Origin of the sequence: Nitrospina gracilis 3/211, assembly GCF_000341545.2 — a bacterium.
Lineage (GTDB): Bacteria > Nitrospinota > Nitrospinia > Nitrospinales > Nitrospinaceae > Nitrospina > Nitrospina gracilis.
Map to the genome: position 1 here is coordinate 343,187 of NZ_HG422173.1, position 15,169 is coordinate 358,355.

12 protein-coding genes are annotated in these 15,169 nt (G+C 56.1%); 11 read left to right on the top strand and 1 reads right to left on the bottom strand.

The window, feature by feature from the left end; translation table 11 throughout:
• Window positions 1-78: 78 nt before the first annotated feature.
• The 11 genes from bamA to glnE all read left to right on the top strand — a co-directional run bounded on the left by bamA (window position 79) and on the right by glnE (window position 13,535).
• Window positions 79-2,322: an outer membrane protein assembly factor BamA gene (bamA, locus tag TX82_RS01600; protein ID WP_005006106.1), complete on the top strand. Its 2,244-nt coding sequence runs from the start codon at window positions 79-81 to the stop codon at window positions 2,320-2,322.
• Window positions 2,323-2,373: 51 nt separating this feature from the next.
• Window positions 2,374-2,901 carry an OmpH/Skp family outer membrane protein gene (locus TX82_RS01605; protein ID WP_187291889.1) on the top strand — a complete coding sequence of 176 codons (528 nt, stop codon included), beginning with the start codon at window positions 2,374-2,376 and terminating at the stop codon, window positions 2,899-2,901.
• Window positions 2,902-2,963: 62 nt separating this feature from the next.
• Window positions 2,964-3,395: a 3-hydroxyacyl-ACP dehydratase FabZ gene (gene fabZ / locus TX82_RS01610; protein WP_005006109.1), complete on the top strand. Its 432-nt coding sequence runs from the start codon at window positions 2,964-2,966 to the stop codon at window positions 3,393-3,395.
• 119 nt (window positions 3,396-3,514) lie between these two features.
• Window positions 3,515-4,288, top strand: a complete 774-nt coding sequence (gene lpxA / locus TX82_RS01615; RefSeq protein ID WP_005006111.1) for an acyl-ACP--UDP-N-acetylglucosamine O-acyltransferase — start codon at window positions 3,515-3,517, stop codon at window positions 4,286-4,288.
• Complete coding sequence (locus tag TX82_RS01620) at window positions 4,288-5,256, top strand: Gfo/Idh/MocA family oxidoreductase (protein ID WP_005006113.1); 969 nt, start codon at window positions 4,288-4,290, stop codon at window positions 5,254-5,256. The genes lpxA and TX82_RS01620 overlap by 1 nt, the downstream gene beginning before the upstream one ends.
• 76 nt (window positions 5,257-5,332) lie before the next feature.
• On the top strand, window positions 5,333-6,196 hold the full coding sequence (locus tag TX82_RS01625; protein WP_005006114.1) for an LpxI family protein: 864 nt from the start codon (window positions 5,333-5,335) through the stop codon (window positions 6,194-6,196).
• Window positions 6,193-7,371, top strand: a complete 1,179-nt coding sequence (gene lpxB, locus TX82_RS01630; RefSeq protein ID WP_005006116.1) for a lipid-A-disaccharide synthase — start codon at window positions 6,193-6,195, stop codon at window positions 7,369-7,371. Before TX82_RS01625 ends, lpxB begins: the two co-directional genes overlap by 4 nt.
• Window positions 7,352-7,996 carry a lysophospholipid acyltransferase family protein gene (locus tag TX82_RS01635; RefSeq protein WP_005006118.1) on the top strand — a complete coding sequence of 215 codons (645 nt, stop codon included), beginning with the start codon at window positions 7,352-7,354 and terminating at the stop codon, window positions 7,994-7,996. The genes lpxB and TX82_RS01635 overlap by 20 nt, the downstream gene beginning before the upstream one ends.
• A 372-nt stretch (window positions 7,997-8,368) precedes the next feature.
• Complete coding sequence (locus tag TX82_RS01640) at window positions 8,369-8,707, top strand: P-II family nitrogen regulator (protein WP_005006120.1); 339 nt, start codon at window positions 8,369-8,371, stop codon at window positions 8,705-8,707.
• Between the two features lie 95 nt (window positions 8,708-8,802).
• On the top strand, window positions 8,803-10,215 hold the full coding sequence (gene glnA, locus TX82_RS01645) for a type I glutamate--ammonia ligase (RefSeq protein WP_005006122.1): 1,413 nt from the start codon (window positions 8,803-8,805) through the stop codon (window positions 10,213-10,215).
• A gap of 128 nt (window positions 10,216-10,343) precedes the next feature.
• The gene (glnE, locus tag TX82_RS01650; protein ID WP_005006123.1) at window positions 10,344-13,535 is read left to right on the top strand and encodes a bifunctional [glutamate--ammonia ligase]-adenylyl-L-tyrosine phosphorylase/[glutamate--ammonia-ligase] adenylyltransferase; all 3,192 of its coding nucleotides are present in this window, start codon (window positions 10,344-10,346) and stop codon (window positions 13,533-13,535) included.
• On the opposite strand, the gene cimA is transcribed toward glnE, so the two are convergent.
• Window positions 13,520-15,163: a citramalate synthase gene (gene cimA / locus TX82_RS01655; protein WP_005006126.1), complete on the bottom strand. Its 1,644-nt coding sequence runs from the start codon at window positions 15,161-15,163 to the stop codon at window positions 13,520-13,522. The genes glnE and cimA overlap by 16 nt on opposite strands.
• Window positions 15,164-15,169: the final 6 nt, after the last annotated feature.

Here is a 15,169-nt window from a genome sequence, read left to right on the forward strand (position 1 = left end):
TTGGACGGATGCCGAATTGAACACACCCGGTCAGGTCCACCGGCACGGATTTGCCGGATTGCGCTCGTTTATCTCTGCTTGCTGCTGACCACCCTTTTTGCCGCCCCCCTTCACGCCCAGTTCGAGGACTCACCTACCGTCAGCGGCCTGGAAATCCGGGGCAACCAACGCGTGGATTCCTCCACCATTCTTTACTACATTAAAACCGAAGTCGGCAAACCGCTGTCCCGGCCCCTCGTCGGACGCGACATCGAACAGATCTACAGCCTCGGCCAGTTTTCCGATATCCGCGTGGAAACCGAACCGATGGGGGACGGTGTGAAGGTCATCTACATCGTCGAGGAGATTCCCTCCATCGGCGACGTCACGTTCCGTGGCAACTCCAACATCAAAACCGAGGACCTGCGACCGCTCATCGCTCTCAAGCGCGGAGCCACCTTCCGCGACCACCTCATCCAGGACAGCATCACCAAACTCACTCAGCACTATAAGGAGAAAGCTTATTTCCTTGCCAAAATCGACATCCAGCACAAGGTGAACGAGTTCGGTCTCGTTGATGTGGTCATACAAATCCAGGAAGGCGAGAAGGTAAAAATCGAGGAGATCCGTTTCCACGGCAACAAGGCGTTCGACGGCGACGACCTGGAAGACCATATGGAAACCAAATCCGAAACCTGGCTGTCCTGGTTCGACGAATCCGGAATTTATAAAAAAGACACCCTGCGTATCGACGTATTGCGGCTGGAATCGTTTTACCATGACCACGGTTATCTGAAAGTCCGCATCGAAGACCCCACCATCGAGATCAACCGGGAAGAAAAAGAAATCTACGTGGACATCCGCATCCAGGAGGGAGAGCAGTACCGGCTGGGAGGCATCTCCGTGGAAGGGGACGAAACGTACACCCGTGAGGAGTTGCTGAAAGTCGTGGAGTCGAAAAAGGGTGAAATCTACAACGCCACGAAAATGAGGGAGGACGCGCTGCGCGTTTCGGAACTGTATTCGGAAAAAGGCTACGCCTACGCCGACGCCCTGCCCCGAACCAGGCTGGACGACGAAAACAAAACCGTCGATGTCGAAATCGGAGTCACGCCCGGCCGCAAGGTCTATGTGGGTAAAGTGGAAGTTTACGGCAACACACGGACGCAAGACAACGTCATCCGCCGCGAGTTCCGCCTGAAAGAGGGCGAGCTGTTCAACAGCAAGAAACTCAAACGCAGCAAGCAGCGCATCAACAACCTCGGCTTTTTTGAAAACGTGAAGATCGACACCCACCGTGGCGACAGCCCGGAACTGGTGGACCTCACCACCACCGTCACTGAACGCCCCACGGGAGCCGTGACCTTCGGCGCCGGGTTCAGTTCGGTCGAAAAGGTCGTGTTCAACGCCTCCATCTCCCAGAACAACCTGTTCGGCACCGGTCGCAGCCTGAACCTGTCAACCGATCTTTCGGCACGCCGCACCAATTTCAATTTCAACTTCACGGATCCGCGGGTGTTCGACAGCGACATCTCTTTCGGGGTCGACCTGTTCAACCGCCGGTCCAATTTCTTCAGCTTCGATTCCCGTTCCACGGGTGGCGGCCTGCGCCTGGGTAAAAACCTTTCGGAAACCGACTGGCTGGGCATTGGCTACCGTTTTGAGAAAGTGAAGGTTTCGGACGTGGAACCCGCGAACCAGACTGTGTTCCTGAGAAACGGAACACGCACCACCAGCCGCATCGGTCCCACCTTCATCCGCGACACCCGGGATGACTTTTTAAACCCTACACAGGGCACGAGGCATGTGGTACGATTTGAATTCGCCGGCAGCTTTCTGGGCGGCGCGGACTTCTACAAGACCAGCTACGAAGGATCCTACTACACCCCGCTGATCGGCCAACTGGTATTAGCCCTGCACGGTGAAGTCCAGTTCGCCGAGGATTACGGCGGTGAGGGCCTGCCGATTTTCGAACACTATTTCATGGGTGGGTCCAATTCCCTGCGCGGGTTCACAATCCGGCAGGTCGGTCCCAAGGACCGCAACGGCGATCCGCTGGGGGGCGATCAGTCTCTGCTGATCAACGTCGAGTTGCAGTACCCGATCACCAGGGAGTTTCGAATATTCGGTTTTTACGACAGGGGCAACGTGTACGGAACCGGCTTCGATGTCTCGACCACATCGCGAACCATGGATCCGTTCGACATGCGGCAAAGTGTCGGTGGTGGCGTTCGGTTTCTCAGTCCCTTCGGTCCCATATCCCTGGCTTACGGCATAAAACTCGATGCCGTGCCGGGCGACAGCAACGCCGAATTCCACTTCTCCGCGGGAAATGCATTTTAACGTTAACGACGTTTCACAAGAGAGGTTTTCATGAACAGGTCTGGAGACAGATTGGCAATCGTATGGAAATGCGTCCTGGTGCTGGGACTCGCCTGGGCATCACTCCCCCTGTCCGGCACCCATGCCCTTGCGGCGGACGTCAAAATCGGTTTCATCAACATGCAGGAAGCCGTTTCCCGAACGAAGGAATTCAAAAACGCGCTTAACAAATTCAAAGCCGACTTTGAGGAAGAAAAAAAGCGCATTGCCCTCAAGGAAAAACGGGTACAGAAACTGCTTGAAGAAATCAACAAGCAGAGCTTTGTCCTCGACCCCAACCTGAAAAAGAAAAAAGAGGAACGCTTCATCCAGGAGAAAAAGGATCTGGAGCGATACGTTCAGGACAGGAATGACGAGTTCGCCCGCAAGGAACAGGAAATCACCAACCGTATCCTGAAAAAAATGCTGGACGTCATCAAAAAGATCGGGAAGCAGAAGAAACTGACCATGATCCTGGAACAGAAAACGGTGTTTTACAGCGATGACTCGGCAGACCTGACCCAACTCGCCACCGACACCTACAACCGCATGAATAAATAAGGTGCGAGGGCACGCGGACGTCTGTCGCGACCCCGCCCCACCCGTTTCAAACTGAGGAGACCATGCTCGACATCAATGACATCAAGAAAATCATTCCCCACCGTTACCCCTTTCTGCTGGTGGACAAGGTGATTGAATGTGATGACGACAGCCACATTGTCGGCATCAAGAACGTCACGCACAACGAACCGTTTTTCCCCGGCCATTTCCCGGAGTTCCCGGTGATGCCCGGTGTGTTGATCGTCGAAGCCATGGCACAGGTCGCGTGTATCCTGGCACTTCGCGTCCTGAACAAGGAAGGGCACGCATCCGTTCTGTTTACGGGGATCGATGGTGTCAAGTTTCGCAAACCCGTGGTTCCCGGCGACACCCTGCGCATGGAACTGACCAAGATCAAGCAGCGCGGCGAATTATTCCGCTTCCAGGGCAGGGCCACGGTGGGTGACGCCCTCGCCTGTGAGGGACAGTTGCAGGCGGTTCTGGGAAAAGATTGAAAACGTTTTCCACCCGGGTTTAAAATTTATCGGTACCTTGTCTTGTTCCCGGTCAGCCCGAACCCAATCCCGCCGGCCGGTCGACCTCGTTCATAATCCTTCTTTATGGAACCGCTACAGTGAGCATCGCGAATACCGCCATCATCGACCCCAAAGCCCAACTCGGCCCCGGCGTATCGATCGGACACTACAGCATCATCGGGCCCAACGTGGTCATCGGCGAGGGCACCGAGATCGGTCCGCATGTGCTGATCGAGGCCGGCAGCACCATCGGTAAGCACAGCCGCATTTTTCAGGGAGCGCAGATCGGCGGGGAGCCGCAGATCACCGGTTTCAAGAGCGACATGGTGTCGTTCGCCCGCATCGGCGATCACACCACCATTCGCGAATACGTTACCGTTCACCGTTCCGGGTACGAAAACGGCACCACCAGTGTCGGCAACAATTGCATGTTGATGGGTTACGCTCATCTGGCGCACGACTGCCAGGTCGGCAACAACGTGGTTGTAGTCAACTACGCTGGATTGGCGGGGCATATCGTGGTGGAAGATTTCGCCTTCATTTCCGGGCAGGTTGGGATCCACCAGCACGTGCGTGTCGGCACCGGCTCCATGGTGGGCGGCATGTCCGGCGTCAACCAGGACGTCCTGCCCTACACCACGGTGGCGGGAAACCCCGCGAGGCTCGTCGGCCTGAACGCGGTGGGTCTGCGCCGCAGGGAGGTGAAACCGGATGTGCGTTCCGCCATCAAAACCGCCATCAAACTGATCCGCAGTCCGGAGTGGAACACGACACAGGTCATTGAAAAGATTGAGGCGGAAATTGAAATGCACCTCGAAATCCGATATCTTATTGATTTTATGAAGAACTCCAAACGAGGATTTATCGATTGATGGAAGCACTGCGAGCCGGCGTGGCCGGCATTGGAAAAATGGGGCAGTACCATGTCGGCGTCCTGTCTGAAATGCGCGATATCAAACTGACACATATCGCCGACGTCAACGAGGACCGGTGCCGGGAGATCAGCAACCGTTACGGCCTGACTGCCGTCTCCGATTACAAGGAAATGTTCGGCAAGGTGGATGTCGCCGTGGTGGCCGTGCCCACCGCCCTGCACTATCCCGTCACCAAGGACTTCCTGCAGGCGGGCGTCCACGTCCTTCTGGAAAAACCCTGCGCCACCAACCTCGAACATGCCCGCGAGTTGTTTGACCTCGCAGAGAAAAACAAACTCATCCTGCACATCGGCCACGTCGAGCGCTTCAACGGCGCCGTGCAGGAACTGCACAAACTGGTGCACGAACCCATCTTTGTGGAATGCAAACGCATGGGCCCGTTCAACCAGCGTATCAAGGACGACGGCGTGGTTCTGGACATCATGATCCATGATATCGACATCCTTCTCAACCTCATGCAATCCAAAGTGGTCGGCATCAACGTCATGGGCACTTCCGTGTTCACCAACCGGGATGACCTGGTGAACGTACAGATGGAATTTGAAAACGGGTGCATGGCCAACATCATCGCCAGCCGCGCCTCGCAGAATAAGATCCGCACCCTTTCCGTGACACAAAAAGAGTCTTACATCCTGCTCGATTACACCGACCAGGAAATCTATGTCCATCGCCAGACTTCTTCCGAACACCAGTTGACCAAGGACGCTCTGCGTTACAAGCAGGAATCGCTGATCGAACGCATTTTCGTGCACAAGGACAACCCACTCAAGCTGGAGCTCCAGCACTTCCTGGACTGTGTGCAGAACGGCACACCGCGCAACGTGGCCGTGGACAACGAATTGTACTCGCTGGAAATTGCACTCGACATTGTGGGCGCGTTCAAAAAGCAGAGAAACGGGAAGTGAACGGTCTTGCCCGCAACGCTTCCCCCGCGAAATCAACCTTTCAAGAGTCGCGGTCCGGTGAAGGAAACCAACCCTCATGAACCACGACAGGGAACATCCCATCGGCTTGATCGCCGGAGCCGGAGACATCCCGGTGTACTTCGCCCGCAAGGCAAAGGAACGCGGCATTCCACTGATCTCCGTGTCGTTCACCGAAGCCATCGGTGAAACCCTTCAACCCTACGTCGAACAGAATTTCTGCATCAGCCCCGTCAAGGCTGGAAAGATATTCAGCACCCTGGAAGCCACCCATGTCCGCGAGGTGCTCATCCTGGGCAAGGTGGAAAAGGAAATGATTTTCCGCCCGCAGATGTTTGACATGTTTTCCCTGAAGTTCATGATGTCGCTCACCACAAGTCAGGACAAGGACATCCTGACCCGCATCATTGAAGAAGTTGAAAAACGCGGTTACACGGTTCTCGATCAAATGGATTTCATGATGGAACTTTACCCTCCCGCCGGAGTCCTGACTCGCGCCAAACCGTCGAAGAAATCCCTGGCTGACATTGAAGCGGGATTCGCCATCGCCAAGTACATGGCCGACCAGGAAATCGGCCAGACCCTTGTGATGAAAGACGGTACCGTCATCGCTGTCGAGGCGGTGGAAGGCACCGACCGCACACTGGCCCGCGGGTGTGAATTGTCCCAGGGAGAATGCACCGCCATCAAGGTCAGCCGCACCGACCAGGACTACCGGTTCGACAGCCCCGGCATCGGACCCAAAACCGTCGAAACCCTGATCGCAGGCAACGCCGCCGCGCTGGCCATCGAAGCCGGCCGCGTCATGGTGATTGAACGCGAAAAGGTGGTCGACATGGCGGACGCAGCAGGACTCGCCATCGTCTCGGTACAGCCCCCCGTGCCGCCTTCCCATTCCACACCCACTCTGGATGCGGCATGAACGGATCGAGCCAACGCATCCTGATCGTGGCCGGGGAAGCCTCGGGCGACCTACACGGCGGAAACCTGGTGCGCGCCATGCAGGAACGCCATCCCAAAATAGAATTTGAAGGTGTCGGCGGCCACCACATGCAGAACGCCGGTGTGCGCACCCTGTTCGACATCCAGCGCATGGGCGGCATGGGTCTTTTTGAGTTTTTCAGCAACCTGTGGCATCACATCTCCGTCTTCCGCAAACTTTCACGTGAAATCGCCAAAGGACAGTACGCCGGCGCCATCCTCATCAACTACCCGTTCTTCAACCTGCGCCTTGCCCGCGTGTGCAAAAAATACCATTGCCCCGTTTACTATTACATAAGCCCACAGGTCTGGGCCTCGCGCAAGGGACGCATCCACACCATCGCGCAGACCGGCAAGAAGATGTACGTCATTCTCCCCTTCGAAAAGGACATCTACCGCGAAGTGGATGTGGATGTGGAATACCTCGGGCATCCGTTCGTGGACATCGCCAAACCGCATCTGTCGAAGGAAGACGCGTTCCGCGAATTCGGACTCGATCCCAGCAAAACCACCGTCGGCCTCATGCCCGGAAGCCGGATGAGCGAGATCAATTACCTGCTCGACGACATCCTCGGCGCGGCGCGCATTCTGAAAGACAAGCTCGGTGACGTGCAGTTTCTTCTGCCGGTGGCGGACTCCATCGACACCGACCTCCTGCGGGAACGCCTCGGCAACAATCCGCTCGATATCCGTCTGGTCACCGGGCGCAATTACGAAGTCATGGCGGGGAGCGATTTCCTCATCATGGCATCGGGTTCCGCGACCCTGGAGGCGGGACTGCTCGAATGCCCCATGGTCATCATTTACAAAGTGCATCCCCTGACGTATTTCATCGCGCGCTTTTTCACTGACATCCGCCTGTTCGGGCTGGTCAATATCGTTGCCGAAGAACAGGTGGCCACTGAACTTTTGAACGAACAGGTGACCCCGGAAGCCATCGCCGACGAAGCGCTCAAAGTGTTGAACGATCCCAAACGCGCCGCCGAGTTCCGTCAGCGCCTCAAAGACGTGCGCCGCTCGCTGGGCGAACCGGGCGTGGTGGACCGCATCGCGAAGAACATTCTCGACTCGTTGAACCTGCCCTCCAGCACAGCCGATGAAAAAGTTTCTCTTTAACCAAATCCTGCCTCCCCTCATTTTCTTCCTAGTGCACCTGTGGTTCAAAACCCTGCGCATCGAAATTATGAATCCGGAGATCGAGCGGGAAGTATTCCGGCAGGGCCGCCCGCACGTTTTGACCTGCTGGCACCAGCACCTGGGTATGTTCTTTTATCATTTCCGCGGTTGGAAGGAACTGACCATCCTCATCAGCCCCAGTACCGACGGCGACCTGGCGGCGCGCATGTGCAAATGGATGGGCTATCACGTGGTGCGCGGCTCGTCGTACAAGCAACCCACCGCCAGCACCCGCACCCTGATCCGGGCCCTCAAAAAAAATTTGACCGTCGGCATCATGGCCGACGGATCGCGCGGCCCCCGGCACGTTGCGCAGATGGGCACCCTATATCTGAGTCGTCTGACCGGTACACCCTATTCCGCCTGTTCATGGGATGCCCGCTGGAAAATCCAGTTCAAAAGCTGGGACCGGTTCATGTTGCCCCTGCCCTTCAGCCGGTGCCGCATCGCCTACAGCCCGTTCCGGGACCTCCCCCGGAAAGCGGACAACGCCCTCCTGGAAACCCACCGGGGTGAACTGGAAGCCGAACTGAAGCGGCTGGCGCAGGAAGTGAGCTTCCGCTGATTGCCCGAATTTCCATCACCATTTTTGAGTTTGACGCATTAAAAGGCAACCTTGTGGCGAATCACAGGACCCGCCACCGGATGCTTCCGGCTTTGGCACCACAACTCTTTGTTCTGTAACGAGTAACAGACTTTAAGTTTTACACCCAAAATTGGGAAGTTGGCACGAAAATTGGATGTTAAGGGAACCATCTATGGTCCGGGAGGACGGCGGTTTACCAAAATTTGCTAGCTCGGTTGGTGATTTTGGTTTAAGGTTCGAATCCATCGACCCATCCAAACCAGCTTGACCCCAACAGATCCGAACGATCCTCTGGTTTTGGCCTTCGGGCGAAAAACCGCGGAGCGTTCCTTTCGACGCGAGGATATGTTTATGAAAAAAGTGGAGGCAGTGATCAAGCCGTTCAAACTCGACGAGGTCAAGGAAAAGCTCAACGAGATCGGCATCAAAGGCATTACCGTCAGCGAGGTGAAAGGGTTCGGCCGGCAGAAGGGGCATACTGAGCTCTATCGCGGCGCGGAATACGTCGTGGATTTCCTTCCCAAGATCAAACTGGAAATCATCATTCCCGACAACCAGTTGGACGACGTTGTCGACGCTATCATGAAAAGCGCCCAGACGGGCCGGATCGGCGACGGTAAAATTTTCGTCACCGACCTGGTAGACACCATTCGAATTCGCACAGGGGAACGAGGCGAAGAAGCTATCTGACCCATTGCCGGTCCTCCCCGCGATGTCGCCGGGTTTCCACGAGCGTGCACCTGTTCTGAATTGTTTTATCCATACCCAAGCTTGAGGAGAGCATAATGACCCCCAAAGAGGTAATTGATTTTGCAAAAAACAAAAACGCCGAGATGGTGGACCTGAAGTTCATGGACCTTCTTGGCACGTGGCAGCACTTCAGTGTTCCCATGAGCGAATTGGAAGAGCATTTGTTTGAAGAGGGGCTGGGTTTCGACGGATCCAGCATCCGCGGCTGGCAGGCCATCAACGCCAGTGACATGCTGGTCATGCCGGACAGCTCTTCGGCGGTGATGGATCCCTTCATGCAGGTCCCGACCATCAGCATGATCTGCAACATCGTCGATCCCATCACCAAGGAAAAATACACGCGCGACCCGCGCAACATCGCGCAGAAAGCGGAAGCGTACCTGAAATCGACGGGCATCGGCGACACAGCGTTCTTCGGACCGGAGCCGGAGTTTTTCATCTTCGACGACGTGCGGTACGAAGTGGACATCAACCGCTCCGCCTATTACGTGGACTCGCGCGAGGGCAACTGGAACACCGGCCGCGATGAAGGTCCCAACCTGGGTTACAAACCGCGCCACAAGGAAGGATATTTCCCCGTCGGGCCGAGCGACAGCCTGCAGGACATCCGCACCGAGATGCTCCTCATCATGGAGAAGGTCGGCATCGCCATGGAGTGTCACCACCACGAAGTGGCCTCCGGCGGCCAGTGTGAAATCGACATGCGCTTCGCCGATATGGTGAAATGCGCGGACAACCTGATGTGGTTCAAATACATCGTGAAGAACGTCGCCCGCCGCCACAACAAAACCGCGACGTTCATGCCGAAACCGATTTATGGAGACAATGGCTCCGGCATGCACGTGCACCAGAGCATCTGGAAGGACGGCAAACCTCTGTTCGCGGGCAACAGCTACGCGGGCATGAGCGAGATGGGCATGCACTACATCGGCGGCGTGCTGAAGCATGCACGCGCCTTGGCCGCATTCGTTGCACCGACCAACAATTCCTACAAACGGCTGGTACCGGGCTTCGAAGCACCGGTCAACCTGGCGTATTCCAGCCGGAACCGCAGCGCATCCATCCGCATCCCGATGTATTCGCCGAGCCCGAAGGCCAAGCGCATGGAGTGCCGCTTCCCGGACCCGACCGCCAACGGCTATCTGGCGTTCTCGGCGATGCTGATGGCCGGCCTCGACGGCATCGAAAACAAAATCGATCCGGGCGAACCGCTGGACAAGGACATCTACGCCCTCGGCCCGGAAGACCTGGCGAACATCCCCAGCCTGCCGACGTCTCTCGAAGAAGCGTTGGAATGTCTGGAGGAAGATCATGAATTCCTGCTCAAAGGCGACGTCTTCACGCAGGACATCATCGACCGGTGGATCTCCTACAAGCGGGAAAACGAGGTCGCTCCCATCCGCCTGCGCCCGCACCCGTACGAGTTCTACCTTTACTACGACGCGTAATCCGGTCGGAAAAGAGGCAAAGCTTCTACCATTGCAGGTTGCCATTGCAAAACCCCTCCGGATAATTCCGGAGGGGTTTTTATATATGGTAGAGTAATGAACATATTCTTTCTTTCCCAAATGCCGTCATGAATGTTGTCACCCATTTGAGCTCGCTTGTACTGGAAGGCGAAACCTGGTCGGACTCGTGGACCCAACCGCTTTCGGGGGTCGGTTTCGACGACCCCAAAAAAGCCTGGCATAATTTGATGATGCTCAAGGAGCAGGCCAATTTTCACGAGCTTTATCCCGCATTTTTCCCAAGCCTGCTCGAATGCCTGGAACAATGCTACGATCCGGATCTCGCACTCAACAACTTCGAGAGGCTTTCCTCGAAGTTGCCTGACAAGGAGCACTTGTATTCGTTCCTCACGCGCACGCCGGATTTTCTCAATGCGCTCATGATCCTTTTTTCCGGAAGTCAGGTCCTCACGGATTCGTTGCTGCGCCATCCGGAATTTTTCGACTGGCTGGTGGACCCGGAAACGCTGAATACTTCCCGCACCAAAGACCAGTTGTACCGGGATTATTACACGATGATGGACCGGGCTGCGTCCGGCGTCACCACGACCTCCCTGCTCCGCAAATTCAAAAAGCGGGAATACATACGCATTGGCTTGCGGGACCTCATGGGTCGAGCCGACACGCTGGAGACTTTGGAAGACCTGTCGAACCTGGCCGACGTCTGCCTGCAGGTCGCCTATGAATATGCCCAAAGGGAACTGGTAAACAAACACGGTTCGCCCATGTTCCGCGACCACGACGGCAGGGAAAAGGAATCGGAGTTCACCATTCTTGCCATGGGCAAGCTGGGTGGACGCGAATTGAACTACAGCTCAGACATCGACCTCATCTACATTTACACCAGCGCTGAAGGCGAAACAAAGGCGCACAGCCTGGTCAGCCCCACTTCCGGAACAATCACCTGTTATGAATTCCATACCAAGCTGGGACAACGCATCACCCGTCTCATCAACGAAATCACAAGCGACGGAAACGTGTTCCGGGTGGACCTCAACCTGAGGCCGGAAGGACAGAATGGAGAGATCGCACACTCTCTGTCTTTCTGTGAAACGTATTACGAATCGGTGGGGCGCACCTGGGAACGGCAGGCGCTCATCAAGGCGCGGGTTTCCGCAGGCAGTGAAAAACTCGGGCAACAGTTCTTTTCCATGATCCGCCCCTTCGTTTACCGGAAAACTCTGGACTTCAACGCCATCGAGGAAGTCAAAGCGCTGAAGCGCAAGGTCGACGCCAACCTCAAGCAGAAAAAGCAGGAAAAGGGCAACATCAAACTCGGCTTCGGAGGTATCCGGGAAATCGAATTCATCATCCAGTCTTACCAACTGCTGTTTGGAGGACGCGACTCCAGTCTGCGCGACACGAGCACCCTCTCCACGCTGTCCAAACTCAAGGAACGGGAATTTGTCAGCACCGACGAATACAACAAACTTTTCGACGCCTATATTTTTCTCCGCAATCTCGAGAACCGGGTGCAGTTGACCTTTGGCCTGCAAACCTACAGCATCCCCAGGGAAACACGAAGCCAGGCGGTGCTGGCACGCAAGATGGGGTACCAGGCCGAAAACATTTCAAGCCTTGCGGACAACCTGCAAAAGGAATTCGAACGCCATACCAGTTTTGTCGGCGCCATGTTCGACCAGTTGTTTGCGGAGGACAAGGATCAGAAGGCCGCACACGACACATCGCAGAAATGGGATGCCAGGCAGGACATCGAGAGCCGCTTTTCCGAAGAGTATCTCTCTTCGTATCCATTCAACGATTCCAAGCGGGCATTTCAGTTTCTGTGTTCCCTGCGCGACGGGCCTTCCTCCAAACCCGCAACGGAACGGGGCATTCAAATCTTCTACAAGGTACTTCCCCAAATTTTGAATTTGTGCCGCAAGGTACCCAACGCCAACTTCGCCGTGGAAAACCTGTTGAAGTTTGTCGAGGCCAGCAAGGCTCGCGAAACGTACCTGGACCTGTTCCATGACAACGAAAAGTTCCTGGAACTCCTGCTGATCCTTTTCGGCTCCAGTGAAACGCTTTCCACGTTCCTGATCAAGCAACCCAATTTCATTGACGTTCTTTCCAACGTGGAATCGCTGTACCGGTTCAAAACCCCGGAAAAAATGAAACGCGGGCTGGACGATTTCCTGTCCACCTGTGAAACGCCGGAACAGCGCAACCTTTCCCTGCGCTGGTTCAAGCAGGCGGAGGAGTTGCGTATCGGCATCCGTTACCTCATTCATGAAGCGGACTTGCCCGGCACCCTGCTGGACCTGTCCAACCTGGCGGACCTGTACCTGCGATCGGTCCTGGAGTTGGCATGGAACCGCATTCAGGAAGGGCCCTCTTCGGTCCCGCGCGAAGGATTCGCCATCATTGGTTTGGGCAAACTGGGTGGACGCGAATTGAATTTCGGCTCCGACCTCGACATTGTTTTTGTCTACGAAAATAAAGAAGAAGATCCGGAAAGCGACCTCACCGCCATGACGCTTTATTCTCAACTCGCGCAGGGGATTATTCAATTGTCGTCGGAGAGTTCCGCCGTGGGCCCGGCCTACAAGATCGATACCGACCTGCGTCCGGAAGGAAGCCGCGGAGCGCTGGTGCTGTCGCTCAAAGGCTATAAGGACTACTTCGAATCGCGAGGCCGGATATGGGAACAACAGGCGATGACGCGCGCACGTTTCATTGCGGGGGACAGGGAACTGGGGGACCGGTTTCTCGACATCACGCACAAGTTCACCTACCGGTCCAAACTGGAGTACGGGTCGTTGATCGAAATTGCGCGTCTGCGGGAACGCATGGAAAAAGAACTGGCTGAGGAAAGCAAAAAAGGCAAAAACGTGAAGCTCGGTCACGGCGGACTGGCGGACATCGAGTTCACCGTCCAGATTCTCCAACTCATGCACGGACGGCGCAACCCCAAACTGCGCGCCACCAACACGCTGGAAGTCATCAACACCCTTTCAGCCTACGGCATCCTGCAATACGAACAGGCGGAGGCCTTGCAGAAACATTATGAATTCCTGCGCAACGTTGAGTGCAGCCTCCGGCTCATCAACCCGCAGTTCAGCAACCACCTCCCGAAAGATCCGGCGGTCCTGCAAACGCTGGCGCGCATTCTTGGATACAAAGGGGAAAACGGGGGAGCGGCGGAAGAGTTGATGGCAAACTACGAGGAAACCACCCAAAGCGTCCGCACGTTTTACACCAACAACGTGGACACGTTTTACGCACGGCGCTGTGACGCCGGTCAAATTTTCAGGTGAAACCGGGAGCCCCGGCGCTCCAGCTTGGGCTGGGGTTTGGACTCGGCTTTCTCCTTGGCGTGGCGGGGGGCCACGCCCAGCTTGTAGATGATGGCATCGATCAGGGCCTGCCAGCTGGCTTCAATGATGTCTTCGGACACACCGACGGTGCCCCACTTCGCATTCTGGTCTCCGGACTCCAGAAGCACCCGGATTTTCGCGCTCGTCCCCTTGCTTTCATCGAGGATGCGCACCTTGTAGTCGTACAGGCTCATCTCCTCCAGTTCCGGGTAGAAACGCGTGAGCGCTTTTCGCAACGCCTTGTCCAGCGCGTTCACCGGACCGTCGCCTTCCGCCGCGGTGACTTCCTGCACCCCGTTGACCATCACCTTGACCGTCGCTTCGGCGATGGGCGCCTCGTCCTCTTTGCGTTTTTCGACGATCACACGGAAACCGACGAACTCAAAATGTTCCTCGCGCTGGCCCAACGCCTCGCGCATGATGAGCTCGAACGATCCTTCCGCGCCTTCATATTGAAAGCCAAGCCGCTCGGCCCGCTTGAGTTCTTCAAGAAGTTCCTGCACCTTCGGATCCGCGGAATCGATATCCAGTCCGAACTCCTGCGCCTTGTAAACGATATTGCTCTTGCCGGAAAGATCTGAAACCAGAATCCGTGTCTGGTTTCCCACCAGTTCGGGTTCGATGTGCTCGTACGTTTCCCTGTTTTTGCGGATCGCGGAGACGTGCACGCCCCCCTTGTGAGCGAAGGCGCTCTTGCCCACGTAGGGCTGATGGTTCCAGTGAGAGCGGTTGGCCAGTTCATCCACAAACGCCGACAGTTCCTTCAGCTTCTTCATCTGTTTGGCATCGAGACAATCCATCCCCATCTTCAATTTCAGATTGGGAACCACGGAGATGAGGTTGCAGTTGCCACACCGCTCGCCGATACCATTGACTGTGCCCTGCACCTGACGTGCGCCCGCCTTCACCGCGGCCAGTGCGTTGGCAACCCCCAGCTCCGAGTCGTTGTGCGTGTGGATGCCGAGCTTGACCTTCAACTCTCCCGCCACGGTTTCAAAAATCGAGTGCACTTCCCATGGCATGGAACCCCCGTTGGTGTCGCAAAGCACGATCCAGTCGGCTCCGGCGTTCTCCGCCGCTTTCAACACCTTGAGCGCATATTCGGGGTTGTGCTTGTAGCCGTCGAAAAAATGTTCCGCGTCGAACATCACTTCCTCGGTATTCTTTTTGAGGTACTGGATGCTTTCCGCAACCATGCGCAGGTTTTCATCGAGGTCGGTTTCCAACGCCTGCTGGACGTGCATGTCCCAGCTTTTGCCGAAGATGGTGATCACTTCCGTACCCGCTTTCAGCAACTGGTTCAGGTTCGGGTCCTGATCCGCCCGCTTGCGTGGCGACCGCGTGCTGCCGAAAGCGACGATTTGGGCCTGCTCGAACTTGAGGTGCTTCACCTTTTCGAAGAAATCCACGTCTTTGGGATTGGACCCCGGCCACCCGCCTTCAATGTAATTGAAACCGTTTTCGTCGAGCTTGTGGGCGATGCGGATTTTGTCTTCGACGGTGAAGGTGATGTCTTCCGCCTGGGAGCCGTCGCGCAATGTGGTGTCGTAGATTTTGATTACGGGCATGGCCGG